19 protein-coding genes are annotated in these 24,696 nt (G+C 47.3%); 9 read left to right on the forward strand and 10 right to left on the reverse strand.

Annotated elements, in window-relative coordinates:
• Positions 1–41: 41 nt before the first annotated feature.
• From KD145_RS28270 to KD145_RS28280, 3 genes are all read right to left on the reverse strand, one after another.
• Positions 42–2,036 (reverse strand): TonB-dependent siderophore receptor, encoded by a 1,995-nt coding sequence (locus KD145_RS28270; RefSeq protein ID WP_212003155.1) that lies wholly within the window; start codon positions 2,034–2,036, stop codon positions 42–44.
• Positions 2,037–2,106: 70 nt separating this feature from the next.
• A complete protein-coding gene (locus tag KD145_RS28275; protein WP_212003156.1) occupies positions 2,107–3,369 on the reverse strand; it encodes a HAMP domain-containing sensor histidine kinase in 1,263 nt (420 codons plus the stop codon).
• Positions 3,370–3,383: 14 nt separating this feature from the next.
• Positions 3,384–4,055 (reverse strand): response regulator transcription factor, encoded by a 672-nt coding sequence (locus KD145_RS28280; protein ID WP_113614453.1) that lies wholly within the window; start codon positions 4,053–4,055, stop codon positions 3,384–3,386.
• A gap of 766 nt (positions 4,056–4,821) precedes the next feature.
• On the opposite strand from KD145_RS28280, the gene KD145_RS28285 reads away from it, so the two are divergent.
• Positions 4,822–5,433, forward strand: coding sequence for a DUF4974 domain-containing protein (locus tag KD145_RS28285; protein WP_212003157.1), 612 nt, complete (start codon positions 4,822–4,824; stop codon positions 5,431–5,433).
• A 150-nt stretch (positions 5,434–5,583) separates the two neighbouring features.
• Here the strand turns inward: KD145_RS28285 and KD145_RS28290 are convergent, their stop codons facing one another.
• The 3 genes from KD145_RS28290 to KD145_RS28300 all read right to left on the reverse strand — a co-directional run bounded on the left by KD145_RS28290 (position 5,584) and on the right by KD145_RS28300 (position 7,761).
• Positions 5,584–6,423 carry a hypothetical protein gene (locus KD145_RS28290; protein WP_212003158.1) on the reverse strand — a complete coding sequence of 280 codons (840 nt, stop codon included), beginning with the start codon at positions 6,421–6,423 and terminating at the stop codon, positions 5,584–5,586.
• 105 nt (positions 6,424–6,528) lie between these two features.
• Entirely contained in the window at positions 6,529–6,960 is a 432-nt protein-coding gene (locus tag KD145_RS28295; RefSeq protein WP_212003159.1) for a VOC family protein, read from the reverse strand.
• Positions 6,961–7,026: 66 nt separating this feature from the next.
• Complete coding sequence (locus KD145_RS28300) at positions 7,027–7,761, reverse strand: helix-turn-helix transcriptional regulator (protein ID WP_212003160.1); 735 nt, start codon at positions 7,759–7,761, stop codon at positions 7,027–7,029.
• Between the two features lie 196 nt (positions 7,762–7,957).
• Between KD145_RS28300 and KD145_RS28305 the strand changes: the two genes are divergently transcribed.
• Together KD145_RS28305 and KD145_RS28310 are read left to right on the forward strand one after the other, a co-directional pair.
• Positions 7,958–10,372 carry an ABC transporter permease gene (locus tag KD145_RS28305; RefSeq protein WP_212003161.1) on the forward strand — a complete coding sequence of 805 codons (2,415 nt, stop codon included), beginning with the start codon at positions 7,958–7,960 and terminating at the stop codon, positions 10,370–10,372.
• Positions 10,373–10,462: 90 nt separating this feature from the next.
• Positions 10,463–10,951 (forward strand): GNAT family N-acetyltransferase, encoded by a 489-nt coding sequence (locus tag KD145_RS28310; protein ID WP_212003162.1) that lies wholly within the window; start codon positions 10,463–10,465, stop codon positions 10,949–10,951.
• A gap of 3 nt (positions 10,952–10,954) precedes the next feature.
• Here KD145_RS28310 and KD145_RS28315 read toward each other — a convergent pair whose 3' ends face one another.
• A complete protein-coding gene (locus KD145_RS28315; protein ID WP_212003163.1) occupies positions 10,955–12,376 on the reverse strand; it encodes a S41 family peptidase in 1,422 nt (473 codons plus the stop codon).
• A gap of 210 nt (positions 12,377–12,586) precedes the next feature.
• Here KD145_RS28315 and KD145_RS28320 point away from each other — a divergent pair, with 210 nt between their 5' ends.
• Positions 12,587–14,965, forward strand: coding sequence for an ABC transporter permease (locus tag KD145_RS28320; RefSeq protein ID WP_212003164.1), 2,379 nt, complete (start codon positions 12,587–12,589; stop codon positions 14,963–14,965).
• On the opposite strand, the gene KD145_RS28325 is transcribed toward KD145_RS28320, so the two are convergent.
• Positions 14,943–15,320 (reverse strand): helix-turn-helix domain-containing protein, encoded by a 378-nt coding sequence (locus KD145_RS28325; RefSeq protein WP_212003165.1) that lies wholly within the window; start codon positions 15,318–15,320, stop codon positions 14,943–14,945. The genes KD145_RS28320 and KD145_RS28325 overlap by 23 nt on opposite strands.
• A 101-nt stretch (positions 15,321–15,421) precedes the next feature.
• Between KD145_RS28325 and KD145_RS28330 the strand changes: the two genes are divergently transcribed.
• Complete coding sequence (locus tag KD145_RS28330; RefSeq protein ID WP_212003166.1) at positions 15,422–16,072, forward strand: hypothetical protein; 651 nt, start codon at positions 15,422–15,424, stop codon at positions 16,070–16,072.
• Between the two features lie 6 nt (positions 16,073–16,078).
• Here the strand turns inward: KD145_RS28330 and KD145_RS28335 are convergent, their stop codons facing one another.
• Positions 16,079–18,448 (reverse strand): ABC transporter permease, encoded by a 2,370-nt coding sequence (locus KD145_RS28335; protein ID WP_212003167.1) that lies wholly within the window; start codon positions 18,446–18,448, stop codon positions 16,079–16,081.
• 335 nt (positions 18,449–18,783) lie between these two features.
• Between KD145_RS28335 and mgtA the strand changes: the two genes are divergently transcribed.
• Positions 18,784–21,495 (forward strand): magnesium-translocating P-type ATPase, encoded by a 2,712-nt coding sequence (gene mgtA, locus KD145_RS28340; RefSeq protein ID WP_212003168.1) that lies wholly within the window; start codon positions 18,784–18,786, stop codon positions 21,493–21,495.
• 27 nt (positions 21,496–21,522) lie between these two features.
• Here the strand turns inward: mgtA and KD145_RS28345 are convergent, their stop codons facing one another.
• The gene (locus tag KD145_RS28345; protein WP_212003169.1) at positions 21,523–22,056 is read right to left on the reverse strand and encodes a DinB family protein; all 534 of its coding nucleotides are present in this window, start codon (positions 22,054–22,056) and stop codon (positions 21,523–21,525) included.
• Between the two features lie 173 nt (positions 22,057–22,229).
• Between KD145_RS28345 and KD145_RS28350 the strand changes: the two genes are divergently transcribed.
• The 3 genes from KD145_RS28350 to KD145_RS28360 all read left to right on the forward strand — a co-directional run bounded on the left by KD145_RS28350 (position 22,230) and on the right by KD145_RS28360 (position 24,678).
• Positions 22,230–22,745, forward strand: a complete 516-nt coding sequence (locus tag KD145_RS28350) for a DinB family protein (protein WP_212003170.1) — start codon at positions 22,230–22,232, stop codon at positions 22,743–22,745.
• Between the two features lie 271 nt (positions 22,746–23,016).
• Positions 23,017–23,577, forward strand: a complete 561-nt coding sequence (locus KD145_RS28355; protein ID WP_212003171.1) for an RNA polymerase sigma-70 factor — start codon at positions 23,017–23,019, stop codon at positions 23,575–23,577.
• A gap of 108 nt (positions 23,578–23,685) precedes the next feature.
• Positions 23,686–24,678, forward strand: a complete 993-nt coding sequence (locus KD145_RS28360; protein ID WP_212003172.1) for a FecR family protein — start codon at positions 23,686–23,688, stop codon at positions 24,676–24,678.
• Positions 24,679–24,696 lie beyond the last annotated feature (18 nt).

A 24,696-nucleotide genomic window follows, 5' to 3' on the forward strand; every position in this document is an offset into this window, starting at 1 on the left:
CCGCAAAGGTACGCCGTTCCAAATAAGAAAGTGCAGAAATATTACAGGTTGAATTTCACTGACAGGTTGATGGTGCGGCCATCGATAGGACCCCACAACTGAGCAAACTGCGGATTATTGACAGGGCCGGTAAACAGTGGCATGTGTTTACCCTGACGGGCGTCAAATACGTTTTCACAATTCGCCACCAGTGTTACATGTTCTCCCAGTTTTCTGGAGACCATAGCGGCCCAGAACCAGTAGTTGGGCGCTTTCTGATTGGTTTCCAGGTATTGATTGCCTATCCAGCTGTTTTCAATGCCGAAGCGCCATTTCTCTTCAATTTCATAAGCGAGGGTGGCGGCAAATTTATCCTGAGGTGCAAACGCTACTCTCGTAGAAGCCGGATCGGTGTATTTAGACACGGTATGATTGTAGCCGAGATAAAGCTCGAGATGGTCTAATTCGAAGCGTACATACGTGTCTGTACCGAGGCTGTTGACAGCGAAAGGTTGGTTTTGCAGCATTACTTTTTCGCTGGAGGCACTGGTGACTGGTAAGATCGGGTCTGTAATATGTGTATAGTACAGCGCCTGATTGAGGGTGACATCTACTTTGCCGAGGGTGGTGTGATAGTTGGCGTCGAAGTTGAGGCCCTGGCTTTTTTCAGATTTGAGTCCGGCGGCGAGTGGCAGCAGGTTGCGGTAGCCGATGGTTTGTGTTTGTGCGGAGAAGATGGCTGGTGATTTATAGCCGGTACCACCGCTGAGGCGGAGGCTGAGATCTTCTATTGGTTTGTACACCAATGCGAGCCTGGGCAGTACATACCATCCGAATACGTTGTGATAATCGGCGCGGATGCCTGCTTCCGCCATGAATTTATCGGTGATATGGAATCCGTCCTGAGCGAAGGCGCCCATGGTGTTGTAGGTGTAGTTGCCCAGCTGGGTGCTGTCGCCGGTAGCACGGCGATAGATCTCACCGGTATTGTTGAGGCCTATCACCCAGTCGTGGCGGCCGCTTTTTTTATTGTAGGCGGCTTCCAGGTAGGTGCTGGTTTGGCGGCCTTTCAGCGGGAAATTACCGGCGATATTTTCGAGGTGGAAGAAGCTGGCCACACCTTTTACGGTGAGGGTGCCACCACCCAGGTTTTTACGGGTAAACTGGATGTCTGCGCTATTCCGTTCGCTGTTATTGATTTCCGTATAGCTGTGCACGTTATCCGCATGATGATCGAGTACCTGCATGTCGCCACCTTCGCGTTTTTCGATGGTGCCGGTGTAGCCAGCTACCAGGGTGGTGTTGGCGTTGGGATACCAGAAGAAGCGTGGGTGGAGGAGGTATTGGCGCACGCGTGGCACATCGCTGAAGCCGTCATCGTTAACGTCTACCGGATTTTGGGAGGTGACGCCGGCGAAGAGGGTGAGGCCTGTTTTACCATATCGCTGGGAGTACCAGACGTTCACGTTATTCTCCTTGAGCGTGCTGCGATTAGCCAGGATGGTGAGTTCGGGTTTGGAACCGGGCGTTTTGGCGATGAAGTTGATCATGCCGGCGATAGCGCCTCCACCGTAGAGGGTAGAAACGGAGCCTTTGATGATCTCTATCTGTTTGAGGTCCAGCGGGGGGATGGCGAGTACGCCGAAGTTGCCGCTGAGGCCTTCATAGACGGGTAGTCCGTCACGGAGCAGCTGGGTATATTTACCGTCGAGCCCCTGCATACGGATAGCGTTGTTGCCGCTGACAGCAGAGGTGTTCTGGATATGTATCACAGAGAGGTCACCGAGGATGCTGGTTACGTTGCCTGGTTTGATACCGCTTTCTTCGATCATTTCTTCCTTGCCCAGAATTTCCACTTTCATGGGCAGGTCTGCAATACGGCTGTTGTTGCGGGTAGAAGAGATGATGACTTCATTCAGGTCAGCAACTTTGCTGATTTCAGGGTGTTGGGTGGTATCCCTGCTAAGGGTGTCTTTAACGGGAGCGGTTACACGCTGCTGTGCGGTGGCAGTGAGTATGCTGATACAGAGGACTCCTGTTGTAATAAGCGGACGCATGGAGGTATTACTTTGGTGAGTTATTCAGTTTCCATGCAAAGAAAAGAATACAATCTGGTGCAAATCTGTATCAACAGCTGGCGGTAAAAGTGTGCAGGCCGTTGCGGTACTGATAGGAGATGCGGATGTGATAGGACTCACCGATTTTTTTTACGATAGCGAGGCCCAGGCCGTTGGAGTTGGAATATCCCTGGTCGCTTTTTTTAAAGCGCTGAAATACATTGGCAGGAGGTATTTCGGGGAGGTTGCTGGTATTGGAAATGGTAAAGGTGTTTGTTGTCAGTGTGATCTGAATACGGCCTTCGGTGTAGTTGTATTTGATGGCGTTGCCGAGGAGGTTGCTGATCATAATATCGGCCAGCGCGGGATGCAGCGGCCAGGGCGCAGTGGGTACGAGGGATGTTTCGATGGTCAGTTCTTTTTCGCGGATCAGTTCTTCGAAGAGCGACAGGTATTTGGCGATGACCTGATGCAGGTCGGGACGTTCTGTAAAAGGATACTGCTGATTTTCAATTTTTGCCAGCAACAGCAGGTTGTGATTGAGACGGGAGAGTCGTTGCAGTTCTTCACTGGTTTGACCAATGTTTTTCAGCTGTTCTTCTGAGAGATTTTCATCCTGGAGCAGGAGTTCGAGTTTGCTTTGTGTGATAGCCAGCGGTGTTTGCATTTCATGGGCAGCATCTTCCGTCAGTTCTTTCATGTTGATATAGTCCTGATGGATACGGGCTGTCATCTGGGTGAGTGCTTCATTGAGCTGGTTAAATTCATGTGTAGGGGTTTGGGGGAAGTCGAGGGTCTCTATTTTGTTGAGTTGCAGCTGCCGTATTTTATCGAGTGAGCGATAAAAAGGACGCCATACGTTACGGCTGATGAGCCAGTTGGAAACGACAACAAAACAGAGCAGTCCGGCGAAAGCGATTAACATCACATGGATGATATTTTTCAACAGGTCGTCTTTTTCGATCATGGATTTACGCAATACCATCTGGTAATTTTGTCCGTGGATGCTGATGACCTGTGATAGTTCACGGAAGGGAGCTTGTGTATCTTCCGTTTCCTGATAAAGATGAACGCCTTTGAGTTTATATTTTTTCTGTACGGGTTTATCGGTGGGGATGAGTTGAAATTCCTGGGTGTTGAATCGGAAAATGGGGTTATCGACATGGGCGGTGTCGAGGTAACGGAGCCATTCCAGCTGGTCGTTGACCAGTTCTTCATCCGTTTCGTGTTTGATTTCCTTATTGAATTTATGAAATAGGTAGAAGGCGCCGGCGGTGAATACCGGGAGCATGAAGAGCAGGAAATATAAGGTGGTTTTGGTGAGCAGTTTCATGCGGCGCATTCTGTTTATCCGAAACGATAGCCAGTACCGTAAACGGTTTTGATATAATCTTCTCCGCCGGCTTCGAGCATTTTTTTGCGGAGGTTTTTGATATGGGTGTAGATAAAATCGTAGGAGCCGGCCTGGTCGTAGGCATCGCCCCAGAGGTGTCCGGCGAGGGCCGATTTGGTGACCACCCGGTGCTGATTGGCAATGAAATAAAGCAGTAGTTGATATTCCTTGCCGGTCAGGGTGATGGATTTATCATGTACCAATACTGTTTTGGAAGAAGGGATGATGGTGATTTCGAAGAAGGTGATGCTGGTATTGCCGTCGAAGTTTTTGCGTCGGAGGAGGGCATTGATACGGGCATTGAGTTCCGACAGGTGGAATGGTTTGGTGAGATAGTCGTCTGCACCGAGTTCCAGTCCGCCCAGTTTATCTTCCAGGGAGTCTTTGGCCGAGATGATAATGATACCGGCTTTGGACTTCAGTACTTTGAGTTCTCGTATGATGTCCAGTCCGCTTCCCAGTGGCAGTCCGATATCGGCCACAATACAGTCATATTCATAATCTGTTACCTTGTCCATGGCCTCTCTGAAATCGGCCGCCACCTCACAAATAAAGCCCTGGTGCTCCAGGTATTCGCGGATGCTGTTGCGCAGGGAAGGTTCATCTTCAATGATCAGCACTTTCATGGAACTGTGATGGGTATGATGAATGATGATGTGTATGATGGCATGGTTGATGCTCCCACAGCCCAAAACTGTGATGGGTATGATGAATCATGATGGGTATGATGGGGCATTGATGCTCCGGCAGGCCCTTCGTGATGCAGATGGATATTTATCATGGGGCAAAAGTAGGGATTAATTCTAAAGCAATCCTGAACTATGATGGCGGTGATGAATGATGATGAGTGTGATGGATGTTGATGGAGAAATGGGTTCATCGTGATTTTAAATGAGGTTTATTTTATTGGCTGTTAGTTATATATGTCTAATTAAATATGTCAAAAAAAGATGTTAGAACATTTTTAGGGATAACGTATAAAATTATCATTGACGTGAAATAGTACCATTACTCATCTTATATCATTCTGTATATCCGATCTCTAAACATAATCATTCAGTTATCATTCCGATCATAATTCTGATCCTAATTCTGATCCTAATTCATCACAGTTTCATCATCGTTTTAAATCCGAATGGTAATATTTATCGTTTATACTATAGCAAAACGATGATGTAATCACGCGAATTGGACTTTAGGGCTAGACTATACGGATTATGTATTAATGGGTCGTTTTGATCACAACGATAATGGAGTAACAACATTCAGACTATCCGGCGGAAAGCCCAAATGCTTCGAAGCTAATGCTTTAGACTGTTTCCTACACTTTTTTGAAGAATCACTACGGGTACTGCTGTAGCGGGATGTTTATGTCATTAAAACATTGAAAACTTGAGCAACAAAGAAACTAAAGAATTGTTTGACCTGATGGACCAGGTTCCCAATGCAAAGCGGGTAGCGGAGGAGTACCGGCGTTTGATGCGGGAAGGTAAGCTGGACCCGCAAAAAGATGTTACTGATGCAGGAGCAGGATGGTTGATGGTAGAAGATGAGTTATTGCGGGATGATCATGCTAAATCGTACAACTACAGGGTGTCTGCGGTATGTGTAACGATCATTCTGCTGGGGTTGGGCCTCAGTGTATGGTGGCAGTACCGGCATGAAAACAATCTTATCCGTCAGCTGGCGGCCAATGACCGGCGCGAAACAATGATTGCATCCAATAAGCTGGTAACGCCTATGCCGGGTGTAGAACGTAAAAATGGTATTTATACCTTTCATGAAGCCTCCCTGCGTGATATCGGCGGTATGATCGATAAACGTTTTGAAATCAAGGTGGTATTTGATGATCCTGCCATGTCAAAGCAGTGTTTTACCGGTAGTATGGACCCTTGCCAGTCACTCGATGCATTTATGAACGTGGTGAAGTACAGCACTCCTGTGGATTATTATTTCAGGGGTGGTACATTGCATATCCAGCAACGGTTATCACACCGCCGTTGAGAACGTTGGTGCTGTGGCGTTACAGTCAGTGGAAGCAGGAGACAGCGTGTAATACCGTTGACAATGGTCGGTTTTTAGAAAATGGGAGTGCTGAAGAGGCGCACTGCGGTATCGTTACAGCTGCCTTTGTTGAGGTGAACCTGTGTCGCGCTACGGCAAATCCACCGTTTCTTTTGGGATAGCCTGCAAAAATTTCTTCAACTCTTTTTCCCGTTGCCATAGCTCTCTGGATGCCAGCCAGCATACAAAAGCTTCCTGGCGGCTGCCGGCAGGAATCCGGGTGTTGTGGATTTTAAACTCGTCTGCCGGAAACTGGTGGTTCGACTTCAGTAATTCTGCCGCCATATTGGGATAGGCCTTCCTGGCTTCGAGGAACCGGGCTTTGGCCTGTTCCGGAAGATCCAGTTTGTAAAGTGCGAGGAAAGAGAAAAAAGTAGTTTCCAGCGTGCGCTGAAGAGGAGACAGCTGTTGATACCATTCGAGATATTCGGCATACCTGCCCAGATACATACAACAAACGGGCAGAAGGGCGGCGACGCCGGTGTCATCGTTTTTGTTGATCTTCAGCAGGTAGTTGATTTTATCCAGTGCCCGCTCATATTGTTTCTCCTTGATGTACTCGGTAATCACCGCATGAAATGACCTGAGCAGAGGCCTGTTTTCCAGGATGCACCAGTAAATATCATCCTGATCCGGATTAAAGTAAGGAGGCAGGGCTTCCATACAAACGAGGTGCGCTTTATGGACCAGCGCATTTCCTTCAATCTGGCGGCCCGTACGATTCAGGACCACCGCGAGCGACAGCATGGCGTCTATGTTACAGTTACCACAGGCAAGAATAATCTTCCGGAAAATCCTTTCCGCTTTCAGCAGCTGTGTATGCATGATGTCCATGGCATGCAGCAGCTCCTGATAATATGAGACCGTGATTTCGGGCTGATAGAACATCCATGAGCCGCCCTCTTTGATGAGATAAGGTTGCCGTGGCATATCTTCCGGTTTTGTCAACAATTACATGCTACAAGAATAAGTCTATTCAGTATGGCAATTGTTAACCACTTCTAAACACCGGAAGTTATTTTGAAATTTTTTTTATCAGGATTGTTCAGCTGCCACATTACCCTGTGCATCCAACGCCAGAAAAGGATTGTAGGCAATTTCCCAGAGGTTGTTTTCCACATCGGCGATATAACCGCTGTAACCGCCCCAGAAAACCTTTTCGGCCGGTTTTACCACTTTCACACCGGCAGCAGCGAGCTTCTCCATCAGGTCGTTCACTTCCTGCTCGGAGCCCAGATTGTAAGCCAGCGTAAATCCTTTATAGGCAGGAGCATTACCATTCACCTGCGCATCGGCTGCCAGGGCGTCGTGCGGATAGAGGCTCAGTATGAAGCCGTTCAACCGGAAAAAGACAATGGACTCCTCTGCTGCCATCGGTATCCAGCCAAATTTAGTCTCATAAAATTCTTTCATCTTCGGAAGGTCGTTTACACCAAGGGTAAGGTAAGTGAGTCTCTGGTCGAGCATGGTCATCATTTTTAGGCTTCAAAGATAAGGGGGCTAAGGATGACGGTGTTTGGAAAAAAACGACATTTATAAAGCCGAAGGTACACGCCCGGTATATTTGCGGATGTCGTTGGTGAGATGGGCATGATCATAATATCCGTGCTCAAAGGCAATCTGCAGCAGGCTGGTGCCAGGCTTGCTGTTCCGGATATACTGATGTACAGCCTGATAGCGGACGATGTTGGCAAAAGCTTTTGGGCTGATACCCGTATGTTTCAGAAAATTACGTTCCAGCTGCCTTGGTGTCTGGTAGTGGGTACGGGCCAGATCACCTATTCTGATAATGCCCTTATGCTGTTGTATATTGTTGATCACAGGCAGCATCTCCCTGGATGCCCGGGTATTGTGCAGCAGGAAATATTTATCCAGCACAGGCACAAAATCCTGACCGGCGCGCAGCAATAACTCCACCAGTTCCTGACCGAATTCAATACAGTTGTCTGCCAGTTCCTGTAATGGAAAACGAAAGAAAGATGCAAACGCTGCCGGCTTGAACCGGATACCGATCATCCTGGCTTCTGCCGGCGGACAGGAATCGGTATAGCGGGTCATAGTACCGATCAGATAAGCTTTTTCTGATGCCAGCATACGTGGCCCTTCCTCAGCGTTGTTGGTAACGGCCGCTCCCAGGTTACAGATGATATCTACACAACCGTCGGGTAGTATACGGCTGTGAGCCGCCACACCGGATGTATTGGTCACGGTCCAGTAGGCATCAATGTATTCACTGAGTAAAGGATGTGGTTTGAATTGCTGGTACATTCACGATAAGATGTTGCTGTAAATGTAAGAAAAAGGAAGTGTTTGCACTGTTCAAAAACGGACAACCGGTGTGCGGTTTTGAAACAGCTGTATCCATACGGATCCGGAAGAGCCTTACCAGTATAGATTGCCGGCTGTGGCAAATTTATTGCAGCAGTCTGGCACAATGATTAAGATTGTTAAATGATCCCCTGTTATGCTAAAAAACTATTTTAAGATCGCCTGGCGGAATATTACCCGCAACCAGGTTTTTTCTGCTATCAATATTATGGGGCTGGCTATCGGCATTGCCGCATCTCTGCTCATATTCCAGTATGTAGCATTTGAGCTGAGCTATGAAAATACCCAGACCAAAGCAGACCGTATCTACAGGGTACAGCAAGACCGTTATAACGATGGCAAACTCAGTACACAATGGGCTGCCGGCGCTTTTGCCGCAGGCAATAAATTTAAAGAGGCTTTTGAAGAAGTGGAAGCTTATGTGAAACTGACTAAAAGAGACCCTTCGTTGCTGGAGACTGCCGGTAAAAGTGTGAAGGTGACAGAACATTATTACGCCAGCAGCGCCTATTTTGAGGTGTTTTCCACACCACTTATCCAGGGAGATGCACGAACTGCACTGGTGGAGCCCAATACGGTGGTCTTGTCTGAAACCCTGGCGCATAAACTGTTTGGCAACGAGGACCCTGTAGGCAAAACACTGACCATGAATCAGGTAAGAGCGTTCAAAGTGACCGGTGTATATAAGGATATGCCTGCCAACACTCATCTGAAAGCAGCAGCACTGTATTCCTTCGCTACTTTTGTGGATATCGTGAAACCCAATAATCCGGAAGACGCCTGGCAATGGGACGGCTGTCTTACCTACCTGCTGCTCCGCCCCGGTACCAACGCACAACAACTGGAAGCGAAGTTCCCGGCTCTGGTGGCGGCTGCTTCGAAGGATGTGCAGGATGGATCCAAAGCTGTGTATACGCTGAAATCATTGAAGGATATTCATCTGTATTCCCATCAGATGATGGAAGCGGAGACTAACGGCAACGGCAGTACGGTATATCTGTTGATGGGCATTGCATTGTTTATTGTGGCGATTGCCTGGATCAACTATATCAACCTGGCTACAGCCAGGGCTATCAACCGCGCTGTGGAAGTGGGGGTACGCAAAGCAGTAGGTTCCCAAAGAAGCCAGCTGATAGCGCAGTTTATGGTAGAATCGCTGCTGCTGAATGCGATGGCCGTTTTGCTGGCATTGTTTCTGGTCGTTTTTGCCATCCCGCTATTTAATAGTCTTACCGGGCAACATCTCTCTTTTTCCCTGTTACGTGATAGCTTATTCTGGAGCGTATTGGCTATCCTGTTTCTAACCGGTTCTTTTCTTTCCGGGCTGTACCCGGCTTTTGTATTGTCTGGCTTTAAACCGGTAGCGGTGCTGAAGGGAAAGGTGATTTCTTCCCGCCAGGGAAGTACCTTACGGAAATCGCTGGTGGTAGTACAGTTTGCGGCTTCGTTGTTTCTGTTGGTAGGAGTGCTGGCTGTTTTCCGTCAGATACAGTTTATGCGTAGCCAGCAACTGGGTATCAGTATTGATCAAACACTGGTGCTGAATCCTCCGATCGTCTCCCGTGATTCTACTTTCTTGCGTAAGCAGGAAGCCTTCAAAAAACAATTGTTGCAGGAGACGGCTGTTCGTAGCGTGACTGTTTCCACGGTGGTACCGGGAGAACCATGCAGCTGGAATGCCGGCGCCATCCGTTTGAAAGGCGCCGATGAAAAACAAGGAAAACAATACCGGATTATCGGTGTGGATTATGATTATGTACCGGCATATAGCCTGAAACTGCTGGCTGGTCGCAACTTTTCGCCTGACTTTGGTATGGATGGAAATGATGGTGCTGTGATATTCAATAAAACCGCTGTAAAACAACTGGGCTTCGATCGTCCGGAGGAAGCAGTAGGGAAGGTTATTTTTTTCTGGGGAAACTACATGCGTATAGAAGGGGTGGTTGATGATTTTCATCAGCAATCACTGCATGAGGCTTATGAGCCACTGATTCTGCGGCTGATCCCGGATGTACAAGGGTATGTTTCCATCCGGATGTCGCCTGACAATGCCAATGCAACGATAGCAGCTGTGCAACGGAGCTGGAATACTTTTTTTCCTTCCAATCCCTTTGATTATTTTTTCCTGGACCAGCATTTTGATGAGCAGTACAGAACTGACCAGCGTTTTGGAAAAGTGTTCGGTATATTTACGGCCCTGGCTATCCTGGTGGCCTGTCTGGGCTTGTTTGGGCTGGCGTCCTTCACTATTGTACAGCGCACCAAGGAAATCAGTATCCGTAAGATACTGGGAGCCTCTGTAGCAGAGATTGTACGGCTGTTGTACCGTGAGTTTGCAGTGCTGATCGTGATTGCTTTTTTTGTGGCCACCCCACTGGCGTGGTTCAGTATAACACAATGGCTGAAAGGCTATGCTTTCCGTACGACGTTGTACTGGTGGTTGTTTGCGCTGCCGTTAGCGCTGGTGCTGGTGATTGCATTCCTGACGGTAAGCTTCCAGAGTATCAGGGCTGCGCTGGCTAATCCGGTTGATAGTTTACGATCAGAATAATTTAACAGGATCGGTAGGTTTCAAGGATAAAATCCGACATTTACCAACAGGTAAATATGTGAATGTTATTCTGTTAAAACTATCTGTATCATGGAAATCATTGTCAGGAAGGCTGTAAAGGAAGACCTGCCGTTATTGCTTACATTCGAACAGGGGATTATCACTGAGGAACGCCCTTTTGATCCTACTTTGCGGGATGGAGAAATTCATTATTACGATATTGCTAAGATGATTGAAGCAGAGCATGTAGAAGTGGCTGTGGCAGTGGCCGGCGATAAAATCGTAGGTTCCGGTTATGCCCGTATAGAGCCGGCCTCCAGACCTTATCTGAAACATGCTAAGCAGGCCTATCTGGGTTTTATGTATGTAGACCCATCCTATCGGGGCAAAGGCATCAACGGTAAGATCCTTGCTTTCCTGAAAGAATGGGCCTATCTGCAGGATGTGCTGGAGCTGCGCCTGGGCGTATACAGCGACAACGAGGGCGCTGTAAGAGCCTATGAAAAGGCCGGCTTTGAAAAACATCTGATCGAAATGCGCATGGACCTGCGTGATGATCCTACCTATCTTGCCCAATAAAAATTACTGAGTACAGGCCAGCCTGAGCGCAAGCTCCATAGGCTGGTCTTTTCCTTCTATAGCAGCTTTTGCCGTTAATGGTACCACATAGTCCGGCATAGTGCCGTGGCCCTTATTTATAGTACTGTCTACCGCTGTAACATACCGTTGTAAGGGGACAGTAAGCATCATTCGGGTAGGCCGTAGTTTTACAGCCGGCATCATGCCACTGTTGTTACCCTGATAGCCACCGCCGGTTTCTTCTCCGATAAAAACTGCTTTGCGATGAGCTGATAAAACAGCGGTTACATCTGCACAAGACGACATACAAAAGCCGTCCGTTAGCACAAAAGTCTTACCAGTATAGGCATTCGCTGCAGGTTGTTGTATTGCATAATAGTTAAATTCCCTGGTGATCTTTGATCGCTGCCACTGATATTCTCCGTTTACCAACACTGGTTTGCGGTAGAAGAGCCGGGCTATTCCTTTTATCTGTCTGGCAATGGCGGGTGTTACGATGATGCGGTCCCAATACCGGAATGGAGTATCAAAAAAGTGGCGTGTAAAGTAAACAGCGTTGCCATCAGTGCCGCCGGTGTTGCCGCGGAGGTCTACAATCAGCTGGTGGATACCCTGTTGCCGGAGTTGCAGAAAGGCACTGTCGATAAACTTGCTGAAGTGTTGTCCTGATTTTTTAATGTCGGATGCAGCAAAGGAATGGATGGTGAGTATGGCTGTGTTGCCATTGATCCGGAAATCCAGTGTTCTGGCGTAAGTGGGTTCTTTGAGAAATCCACTGCGGACGATATCCGCAAATCGTGTGCCCTTCAACGTTATTGTTTTATTATCAGCGGTGATGAGTGTAAAGGTTGTATCAGGGTTGATCATGTTTCTGTACCATAGCGGAAATTGATGATACAGGGCTTTGTATTTCATGGTGAGATTATAACCATCTGATGGGATGGCAGGAAGAATCTTATCCAGCATTGCCGGAATGCTGTTGCCGTTGATCGCCGTCAATACCGTGCCGGGTGCCGGCTCAGGCTGAGCGGAATAATTGGCTGTAACGATGGCCTGGTTGTTTTCAAACATCAGTTGTAATGGCAACAGGTTGGGCTGCTGGTCCAGGTGTGATATATAAGAGGCTGACAAACTCAAATCGGTATGCAGACAACCAATCCTGGCAATAAATGGTTTTAGTTTACGATATATCTCCGGTTCGGTGAGTGAGTCAGCTGTGATGGTGGATTTCAACGAGTCCAGGTACTGATGGGAACTACTGCCGGAATGATACCGGTCATAACCAGGATGACTTTTCTCCAGTTCTTTGGCCAGATCGTTGATCATGGAAATGACAGCTGCTGCCGGGTATTTGGGCAGGCTGTCGGATGGCGGTTGTACATGGCTTGTGAATGCTATACAGCAGAGAGGGATTAAATGGATCATTGTTTTATTTTAAAAATAATACGAAGGGGCGTTAAGGGTTTGTGAATTGGGAGAATTTTAAAAAATCGTATAGCCGTTAAGGTCATAATAAAACTATTCACAATTGGACAGCAGTTGTGCCGAAATCGGACAATTTTTACAAAGGTAAATATGTATATTGTTGAATATTAATATGCTATTCCCTGGCATTTGATTGGGTATATTCAAACCATGATCACTAATTATTTCCGGACAGCTGTCCGCAGTTTATGGAAGCATAAAGTTTACAGCTTCCTGAATATTTTCGGGTTGATGACGGGTATTGCCTGTGCAGGCATTATTTTTTTATGGGTGGAAGATGAAGTGCAGTTTGATCATGTGCATGATAAGAAGGACCGCCTATACGTCGTTATACAGCACTGGCAGTACGATGGATATAAGCGCACGTTCTGGTCTACGCCGGGATTGCTGGGACCCACTATGCAGGCCAATTTACCGGGTATTGCCCATACCTGCCGTACTACGGAGGGGACACAAACAGCGATGTTCAACAATGGTCAGACCTCTTACTATGCTGCAGGAATTTATGCTGACAGCACCTTGTTCAGCATGTTCACCTTTCCCTTTATCGAGGGGAATGCCCGAACGGCCTTTACACAGCTTAATTCGCTGGTGGTAACGGAGAAGGCTGCACGAAAATTTTTCGGCACGACTACCAATGTTACCGGTAAGATCCTGAGAATGGATAACAAGCAGGAATATATGGTGACGGGTGTTGTAAAGGATATTCCACAGAATTCCACCCTGCAGTTTGATTGGGTGGCGCCTTTTCAGGTATATTTTAATCAGAACAGATGGCTGGAATCATGGGGAGCCAATTCCATCAATAGCTTTGTGGAGCTACTGCCGGGAGCAGACGTAACAGCAGTCAACCGCCAGCTGGCGGGTTTTACCAAAGCACGTAATCCTCAGGGGGTTACTACGCCGGTTTTATTTTCGATGAACGACTGGCATCTGCGGGGAGAGTTTGAAGACGGGAAGCAGGTAGGTGGCCGTATTGGTTATGTGCGTTTGTTTGCGTTGATCGGTGGAATCATCATTCTTATTGCCTGTATCAATTTTATGAACCTGGCCACTGCGCGCAGTGAAAAACGGTCGAAGGAAGTTGGTGTACGAAAGGTGCTGGGGGCCGGTAAAGGTAAGCTGGTGGTGCAGTTTATCAGTGAGGCCATGCTAATTGCTTTGATAGCGACACTGCTGGCTGTATTATTAATTATAACGTTGTTGCCTGTGTTTAATGCGGTGGTGGGTAAAAATATTTCGCCCGGATTGGGCAACACAACGCACTGGGCCGCTTTACTGCTGATAGTGGTTATTACTGGCCTGGTTGCAGGCAGTTATCCCTCCCTTTATCTTTCTTCCTTTAATCCGGTGACTGTGCTGAAAGGGTTCAAGCTGCCTTCCGGTAATGCTGCATTTATCAGAAAAGGACTGGTGGTATTACAATTCACGATTTCCACCGTGTTGATCATTTCCACTATCATTATTTATCAGCAGATGCAGTATGTTAAGAACCGTAAGCTGGGTTATAACAAGGACAATCTGCTGGAGATGAAGGTTACCGGTAATATGAACAGGGATTTTGATGCTATCAAACAAGACCTCATCAATACTGGTGTGGTAGAGAATGCAGCACTTTCTGATCATGCCACCATTTATGGAGGAAACAATACAGATGATTTCAGATGGGAAGGATTGCCGGATAAAAGCAGCAACCTGATTTCGGTCAGAGGTGTGACGCCGGAATTTTTTGCGACTTCAGGAATGCAGCTGCAGAGTGGCCGTGATTTTCAGTTGGGGAAATCAGTAGATAGCTTTAGTGTGATCATCACTGCCTCACTGGCGAAGCTGATGGGTAAGGAAGGTCGTATCGGTGGTAATTTTCTGGTGCCGGAGAATAAAAGCAGGCGATACGTTCCTTATCGTATTGTGGGTATTGTAAAAGACTTCGTTTATGGCGATATGTATGGAAAGCCTGACCCCGTAGTGTTTTTCAAAGGTCAGCAGGATGCTGCGGTGATGTATATACGTATTGCTGCGAAGGCTCATCCGGAGCAAGCCATTGCAAAAATAGAGGCGGTAATGGCGAAGGACAATCCTGACTATCCTTTTGCTTTCCGGTTTGTAGACGAACAGTTTAATGGGATGTTCAGCAGTGAGATGCTGATCAGCAGGTTGTCCCGTTTGTTTGCCGGACTGGCTATTGTGATTTCCTGTCTGGGTTTGTTTGGGCTGGCCGCTTATACTGCAGAACGCCGGACCAGGGAGATTGGTATCCGTAAGGTGCTGGGGGCCAGTGTGACGGGTATAGCCCGGTTGTTATCTGCGGAGTTTCTGCTGCTGGTATTGGTGTCGGTAGTCATTGCATTTCCGTTGGCCTGGTGGATCATGTCGGGGTGGCTGGACGGTTATGCTTACCGTACCGCTATCCACTGGTGGGTATTCCTGCTGGCAGGAGGGGCTGCCGTGCTGATTGCGCTGGTGACGATCAGTTACCAGGCTGTCAGGACAGCCCTGATGAATCCTGTCAGGAGCTTAAGGCGGGAGTAGTTTTCATGATATGCCGGCGATGTTGCTGGCCCCAGTCCATGATGGACAAGACAATCGTTTCCAGTGATTTACCATAGGGCGTTATCTCGTATTGGACGGTGATAGGCTTGGTGTGGCATACGGTCCGTTTCACCAGCATATTCATTTCCAGGACCTGTAGCTGACGGGTCAGCATTTTAGCACCGATGCCCTGCAGGTGGCGTTGTAGCTCTGTAAAGCGTTTGGGACCGAGGCAACATAATGTGGCAATAATCAGTACGTTCCATTTGCCCTGCAGGATGTCCATAGCATCATGCAGGGCTTTTGTTTTGCCCTTATAATCGCATTGTGCGGGTTGTGTGATAAGTGTTTTCATCGTTGATGAGGATATGCTGTAAAAATAGTGCAAATAAGTGCAGTGGGATATTTAACAGATAAAATATTACTTTTATGTATTGTTATTAAAAAATACCGAAAATGACCCGTACCTATCTGTTCCTGTCTGCGTTCCTGGCCGTAATGGCTGTTTCCTGTTCCAAAGAGCCTATGGCTGGCCCTGATCCTGATCCTGAAACAACACCCACCACGCCAACATCACCTTCCGGTTCCAATAAGCTGACGGGTGTCTGGAAATATGCCGGTATGAAGATTAACGGACAGACTGTTTCCGAATCCAACATAGAGGGGCAGGCGATGAGAGGTATAATAGATATGGATTATACCACTTTCAACAATAGTGGAACTGTTACTTTTGAAGAAACTACTGTGGCATCCAATAATATCGGTTATTCACTGGATACCAAGGTGAGAGTGCGCGCTTATATTGATGGCGTGCTTTTCAGGGATATGAATGAATCCTGGCCGCTGACTATACCTCCTATGAGCAGCAATGGTAAGTATAACATGATAGGAACAGATTCTGTACGTATCGAGGGTGTTGTTAGTTCTGTGCCATCATCAACCGGTCAGTTGTCTAAGAGTATTCCTGCCACTTATAAAATTGCCTGGGCCGGAGATACGCTGGTGTTAAGGGCTCATATTATTTTCAGCAGTTCTGAGGAGCATGACGGTATCACTGCTGTATCACATAATGATCTTTACCAGGAATTAAAGCTGGCCAGAAAATAATTAAGATTATTCTGTCCGCAGACTTTTCACCGGATTTGCAATAGCGGCTTTGATAGTCTGAAAGCTGATCATCAGTAAGGCGATCATCAGTACGATCAGACCCGCTATTGCAAATATCCACCAGTGAAGGGTGGTGCTGTAGGCGTAGTTGCTGAGCCACTGATGCATCACATACCAGGCCAGCGGACAGGCAATCACCATCGAGATCAATATCAGTCCAAGATAATTGAAGGACAGTAAACGGAATATAGCACCTACACTGGCACCCAGCACTTTCCGGATACCTATTTCGCGAGTGCGTTGTTCTGTTGTAAACATCGTTAGTCCCAACAACCCCAGACAGGCAATAATGATGGCCAGTCCGGCAAAGAGGCCGGAGAGTTTTCCCACAATAGTTTCACTGACATACTGTTTGTTATAATCATCATTTATAAACCGGTAGCTGAAAGGGAAGGATGGGTTCAACTGCTTACATAATGCAGCTACTTTTTTTAACGCGACTTCGGTTTGTCCTGGCTGTATACGGACCAGGATGTTGCTATTATGTTTCAGCTCTGGTACGATGATCATGGGCTGTATCGGTTCGTGCAGTGGCTTAAAATTAAAATCCCTGATCACGCCTACTATCTGCCTTTTAATACCCCATAAAGTAATACTCTTTCCAACAGGATTGATAAAGCCTATTTTTCTGACAGCTGTCTCGTTCAGGATACAGGCTGTGGAATCCGACGGATACTCTGGTGAAAAATCTCTTCCGCCTGTTAGCCGGAGTTTCATGGTTTTTACGAAATCATAGCCTGAGTGGGAAACAAAAAAAGGAAACAGGTTGCTGGCCTGTTTTCCCGGCCATGTAACAGTGGTGGTAGACTGGTCCAGGAGGGTGGGCGTATCTGAAAGCTGTGACACTTCTGTTATAGCGGGTGTTTGCAGGGCTTGGTCTTTGAATACGTTGAAGTTGGCCAGCAGTCCGCCTTCCAGGGGAATCATCAGCAGGTTGGTTCTGTCATAACCCAGGTTGCGGGTTTGTATATAACTGATCTGTTTTGAAACCACCAAGGTGCCGATGATCAGTATCATGGACAATACAAACTGAAATACGACGAGTCCTTTCCGCAAGAGATGGGTGCGGGTACCTGGAAGGTGTGAGCCTTTTAATACCTGCAGTGGATTGAATGAAGATAACAGTATTGCCGGGTAACAGCCTGCGAGGATACCAGTGGTCAGTACAAGGGCAAACAGCTGTGTCCAGAATATCCGGTTATCATAGGGAATTTTTATCTGATAGCCGGTGAGTGCATTAAACGCTGGTAATACCATTGATACCAGTATCAGGGCCAGTAGTGCTGCGAGCAGGGTGAGCAACAGGGCTTCTCCGAGAAATTGCAGGACCAGTGCTGTTCTGCCGGCTCCATTTACTTTACGTACACCGATCTCCCGGGCTCTTTTAATAGAGCGGGCTGTTGAGAGGTTCATAAAATTGATGCAGGCGATCAGCAGTATAAAAATGGCCACCAGTGAAAACAACTGTACATACTCAATTCTACCGCCACTGATGATGCCGTTTTTAAATTTATCATGCAGGTAAACATCGCGGAAAGGCTGTAATCCATATTCTACGGTGTAACCGTTTTTATCTTTATCCGTATAATTCCTGATGAGATGTTTTAGTTTTTGCTCCAGCAAGGTGGCGCTGGCACCGGCTTTCAGCTGAATGTATGTGAACGGGCCGCTGTTGATCCATTGCGTGGCAAAAGGATGTTGCTGCAGGAAAGCCTGCCAGCTGATGAGATAGTCATAACGATGAGAGACGTTGGGTGGCAGATCGGCGTATACGCCGGTGACTATGTAATCAGCCATGTTTTCACAACGGACTGTTTGGCCCATAGCTGCTTCAGCACTGCTAAAGAGCTTTTCCGCCAGGCTGCGGCAAAGCACGATTCCTTTAGGATCAGTCAGTACCTTGTCAGAGTTACCAGCGAGCAGCGGATAACTGAACATTTTGAACCAGTCCTTTCCTGCAGCATTACCTTCTGCCTTCAGTATTTTGTTGCCGGCCTTCAGGGTATAAGTTTTATTCTGATATTGCATGGAGGCAGCATATTCCACTTCCGGGAATATTTTTTTGAGTTCTTCTGCCATGGGGCCTGGCGTTTCATAATTACCATCTACTTTGCCATCATAATATTCACGTTCATATACTTTGTAAAGCCGGTCATTGTTGACATGAAAGGCATCTACCGACTTTTCGTACTGTACCCATAACAGGATCAGCAGGCTGCTGGCTATACCGAGGGTGAGGCCGGCAATATTGATGGCTGAAAAACCTTTGTATTTCCACAGATTTCTGAATGCAATCCTACAGTAGTTGCTGAGCATGGGTAAACATTTTTAAACAATATGGCCTACTGGCTGGCACAAGCAGAATGCCATTTGTTATAGTAGTTGATTATCAATATGCTGATGTAAATGTAATCATTCCGATTGTCCGGTTTTGTACAATGCATTGTTCATTTTCAGGCAGGAGGCGTTCTAATGAATTTCTAATTTTTTTCTAAAGAACTTCTAACCATTCTCTTAACGGGGCTGTTTTAATTTTGTTGTTGTCAACAAACATGTATCATATGGACTCAGGACCCGGAAACACCGGTTACAGAAGCTGAGGTGTCCTTTTATCCAGGCCGCCTTAGCTGACCATTAAACTCTTTACGACAATGATTAAAACAGCAGCAGGCAGAATCAGGCGGCATATCCCCTTTACCACACAGGTAACAGCAGACGGATTTAATGTTATTGCAGCCAAAAAGCTCCGCCACGTGGCCAGGAGCGACAGGGCTACCAGTATGGGTATACTGGACAGCCAGGAAGGAGGGCTTACAGACAGCCAGGTACAAACCAAACGTAAGCTCTTTGGTCTTAATGAAGTGACGCATATCAAATCACCGGCCTGGTACAAGCAGCTGCTGCAGGCTTTTATCAATCCCTTTATCGGCGTACTGATCGTGATCGCTATCATATCCCTGATCATGGATGTGTTTCTGGCCGCTCCCGGCGACCGTGACTATAAGACCGTGATGGTGGTAGGGGTAATGGTAGTGCTCAGCTCTGTATTGCGTTTCTGGCAGGAATACCGCAGCAACAGGGCCGCAGAGAAACTGCAGAGCATGGTGAAAACCACCGCGCTGGTATTAAGACATGCCAACGGCAGCAAAGAGATCCCGATCCGGGAAATAGTACCAGGCGATATTTTCCAGCTGTCTGCCGGCGATATGATACCTGCAGATTGCCGGGTACTACAATCCAAAGACCTGTTTGTGAGCCAGGCAATGCTTAGTGGAGAAGCACTCCCTCTGGAAAAGCAGGAGTTCAGTATTGCAGACGCCGAAAGGCGTATGCCCTTTGAGCTGGAAAACATCTGCTACATGGGCACCAACGTAGTCAGTGGCGCAGCTACCGCTATCGCTATCAATACCGGCGACCAAACCTATTTCGGTTCTTTCAGTAAAACACTCACCGGCAAAAGGGCTGAAACCAGCTTCGATAAAGGTGTTAACAGTGTCAGCTGGCTGTTGATCCGATTTATGCTGGTGATGGTGCCGCTCATTTTTGTGATCAACGGCATGGTAAAACATGACTGGATAGAAGCATTACTTTTTGCTATAGCCGTTGCCGTTGGACTGACACCCGAAATGCTGCCCATGATCGTAACTGCTAACCTGGCCAAGGGAGCGGTGAGCATGAGCAAAAGAAAAGTGATCGTAAAAAGGCTCAACGCCATTCAGAACATCGGTGCGATGGACATTTTATGCACCGACAAAACAGGTACACTCACGATTGATAAAATTGTGCTGGAAAGACATCTTAACGTATTGGGTGAAGAAGATGAAGAAGTGTTGAAATGGGCTTATCTCAACAGTTATCATCAGACCGGGCTGAAAAATCTGCTGGACCAGGCCGTGCTGGAACATGTGGAAGTGCATGAGCATCTGCAGGCAGATGATCGTTTTACCAAAATAGATGAAATACCATTCGACTTTCAGCGCCGCCGTATGTCTGTCATCCTGCAGCAGCGCAATGGCAAACACCTGCTGATCTGCAAAGGTGCGGTGGAAGAAATGCTGGCCCTTTGTTCATATGCTTTTAACCCCGGAGAAGATAAGGAACTGCACATTGAGAATGATAAGGTGATGGTGTTGGATGAAGCGATGCGCCGGTACATTCTCAATGTTTCCCGCAAGCTGAATGAAGAAGGGCTGCGGGTGCTGCTGGTAGCCATCAAGGAGTTTGACAGCCGTGCACTGACTTACGGAGTAGCCGATGAATGCGATATGATATTGACAGGATTTATTGGTTTTCTGGACCCTGCCAAACCTTCTGCAAAGCCTTCCATTGAAGCGCTGCATCAGCTGGGCGTATCGCTGAAAGTGCTGACAGGAGACAACGAGATCGTCACCAAAAAAATATGTCGTGATGTAGGGATCCCTATCAACAATATTTTGCTGGGCCCGGAACTGGATGGTATCTCCGATGCAGAACTGACCCGCGAAATAGACCACATCAGCATTTTCGCCAAACTGAGTCCGGTACAGAAAACCCGTGTGGTGAAAGTGTTGCAGGCAAAAGGTCATACTGTTGGTTTTATGGGAGATGGTATTAACGATGCGGCGGCGCTGCGCGAAGCAGATGTGGGAATTTCCGTAGACACCGCCACAGATATAGCCAAGGAAAGTGCTGATATTATTCTGCTGGAAAAAGACCTCACCGTATTGCGCAAAGGTGTGATTTATGGCAGAAGGACTTTCGGTAATATCATCAAGTATATCAAAATGACGGCCAGCAGCAATTTCGGGAATATGTTCAGTATGCTGGGAGCGAGCGCTTTCCTGCCTTTCCTGCCGATGCTGCCTATTCAGTTGCTGGTGCAGAACCTGTTGTATGATATCTCCCAGATATCCATCCCCTGGGATCGTATGGACAAGGAATACATTGATGAGCCTAAAAAGTGGGATGCGTCTGGTATTGCGCGGTTCATGGTTTTTATAGGGCCTATCAGTTCTGTTTTTGACTATGCGACATTTGCCTTGCTGTTTTATTTTTTCAAAGCCAACACGCCGGAGCATCAGGCTTTTTTCCAGAGTGGCTGGTTTATAGAAGGATTGTTGTCACAGACATTGATCGTGCATATGATCCGTACTCGTAAAATTCCGTTTTTACAGAGCTGGGCCACCGCGCCAGTGCTGGCACTGACTACGCTGGTGATGGCCATTGGCATGCTGTTGCCGTTTTCTCCGCTGGCTGGCGCACTGCGGATGCAACCCCTGCCTATGCAATATTTTCCTTTCCTGATTGGAATACTTGTCAGCTATTGTGTGTTAACCCAGCTGGTGAAGAACTGGTTTATCAAGCGTTTTCACAGCTGGCTGTAAGGAACAGGTGTGGAGTAGGGGATTCCCCTACTTCACACCATTTGCGGGGTTCCAGGAACCTTGTTGTTTGCGAACATATAAGATCTGTCCGGTATGATAGGCGTTATGGGTAGAGATATCGGCAATGGTTGCTGCGGAGGCAGCCAGTGTTTTCTCATCTGCCTTTTCCACAAATTGCTCGAGGGCCGTGAGCACACTGTCCATCTTTTTTACTGCCAGGTCCCAGCTGTTGTTGTCCACATCAGCAAAAGTTGCATCGTTGGTGCCGGTATAAGGTTTCTCTTTTTTTCCCTGTAAATGGTTCAGCCCTTTTTCATTCCAGAAGGCCAGATGTTGTACCAGTTGCCCGATAGAATGGTTGCCGCTACTGTCTTTCCAGTTGGCCTGTTCAGCCGTAAGTCCGGCTACGGCATCATTGGCCGGCACGAACCAGTTTTTTACGTTGTGTGTACTTTTCAGTTGTGTTAATAAGACAGACTTCAGCGTTGGGGTAGGTGGGGTGGTTTGAGCATATGAATGCAGGGATGCCAGCATCAGCAGCGCAGGGATTAATTTTCTCATAAAAGCGATTGATTTTGGAGTTTGTTTGCCCGGCTAATTTAGATCATCCGCTTATATCCGTCAGAAAAAATATATGAACGGAAGATGCTGCTGGCCGGAGGAAGCAACAATTCCCTTTGCAAGGCGTTACAGTAAATGAGAACCTCTTCAAAGAATCCGATAAATGGTTTGTTATGGAACTTTTGAAATGGTCGGAGCATCGTTTTCAGTTTGGGCATACTCCTGCCTACATTCCTTTTTTTCTTGAGCGTCTGCGCGCTACAGCGCCCCGGCTGGACGAAATGACCGTACTGGTATCAGAAGACCTGATGGAGATCCGGGAGGGAGGCAAATGGTCTGCGAAGGAGCATATCGGGCATCTGTCTGATATAGAGATCCTGCATGACAGCAGGCTGGAGGATTTGCAGGCAGGGCATGAACTACGCCCGGGAGATCCTGATAACAAAGCCACCTGGGCCGCTCATCACAATCAGTATCCTATCAATGAAATGATATACCACTTCCGGCAGGTCAGAGATAATTTTATCAAAAGAGTGGAACATTTTCCGCCAGCAGTACTGGAGAAGAGATCCCTGCATCCCCGGTTGGGACAAGAGCTTTCGCTGGCCGATTTCCTGTACTTTGTTGCAGAGCATGATAACCATCACCTTACTTTTATTGCTGCATTGCTGCGTCCATATTTACCATGATCCCAGGGCTGAAGCCCTGGGCTATATTTGTTGATGATCTAAGACGGGGTGTTTGGATTTACGACTATAGCCCAGGGCTTCAGCCCTGGGGGCTGTATCATTTTGTTATTTTCTGACGCAATTTTCACTTGTTTCTATTGAGTTAGGCCATGATGGCTGTGGTTGGTGACATACCCTAAATGTGTGGGGTAAATTAGTTGTTAATTTTCCCTATTTTGTTTGCACAACCAAAACATTTCAACCGGGATTTTAATAGTGAAATATGGGGAAAATGGAGCGATATACAGATGATGAGTTGTTAGCGCTTCTCAGGGAAGAAAGTACTGCTGCTTTTGTAGAGATCTACCAGCGTTACTGGCAGGGGCTTTATACGGCTGCTTCCAGGCGGGTGAAATCCAGAGAGCTGGCAGAAGAGATGATACAGGATCTGTTCACTGGTTTGTGGATGAACCGCTCGTTATTACAGGTTAATGTATCCTTGCAGGCTTATCTGTATACTTCAATCCGTAATCAGGTACTGAATCATTTTGAAAAGGAAGACGTACGCAAAAGATACCGTGAACAATTGAAAGCCACTGCCACCGAGCAGGATCATTCCATGGAAGAGGCTATCAACAGCAACGATTTATCGGGGCTGCTGGCCAAACAGGTGGCCAGACTACCCTCCAAATGCCGGGAAGTATATGTGATGAGCCGGCAGCAACATATTCCCAACCGGGAGATCGCAGTACGGATGCAGATTTCTGAGAAAACAGTAGAAAGCCATCTCACAAAGGCTTTGAAGATACTGAAAGGGCAATTGAAAGATGCCCTGGTAAGCCTTTTTCTGTAGTAATTTCTTCTCCTGAAAAAATATTTTCATCAGCACTCAGGGTTCTTTCTTACTTACCTGTCTATCTCTATAAGAGCATGTACGACAGTACGTGTACCTGTAAACGTTATGAAAGAAATCGATATTCCACCACCTGAACTGATCCGGAAATACCTGGACGGACAATGCACTGAAGCAGAAGTCTTGCAGATACAGCAATGGTATGCCTCTTTTGAAGGAGCTGCAGATCCGTTGCAGGAGCTGTCGGCAGCAGAGCAGACCGCCCTGGGCCAGCGGATGCTGGACCGGGTTTTGCAGCAAACGGACCAGGCACCTGTATCCCGAAAACACCTGAAAGTATTGTACCGTGTACTGCAGGCAGCCGCTGTGGTGCTTGTACTATGGGGAGCCGGCTACTACTGGTTTTCCAGAGATCGCAGTACTCCTACCGGCCAACTTCCTATGCAGGCAATTTCCAACACTTCCACCAACATCCGCCAGTATCAATTGTCTGATGGTACCATTGTATGGCTGAAACCAGGCGCACGTTTGTTGTACGCTGATGATTTTGGTAGTCAACATCGTCGTGTATCCATGACCGGAGAAGTATTCTTCGACGTGGCCACCCGGCCTTCCCTGCCTTTTACAGTGGAAGCAGGAGGGCTGACAACACGTGTGCTGGGCACCAGCTTCAGCGTAAAGATGCTGGGTAATCGTACAGAGGTGACCGTTATTACCGGTAAAGTAGCGGTGGAAGAGCCGGCAACAAAAAAAACAGCAGCCGTATTGCAACCAGCACAACGTATTACCTATGATGGCAGCCGTATCGTCAGAGACAGTCTTACATTGGCCGCACCCAGTATCTGGGAAGGCAGTCACCTGAACTTTGATAACGTAAAAGTATACACGATTATCCAGGCACTCAATGAGAGATTTGCGGTAGATATCGCTGTCGGCGATACCGCTCTGGCCCATTATTTCCTGAAAGCAGATTTTACAGGTATGCACCTCGCTGCTATACTGGAGATGCTGGAGAAGTCGCTGGATGCCCACTATGAGATCAAAGGAAACAGCATCATACTGGAAAAGAACCAGACAAATTCCCGTGATATGAAAAAATAAAAAGCCTTCACATAAAAA

The organism is Chitinophaga sp. HK235 (assembly GCF_018255755.1).
In the GTDB taxonomy this organism is placed as follows: Bacteria; Bacteroidota; Bacteroidia; order Chitinophagales; family Chitinophagaceae; genus Chitinophaga.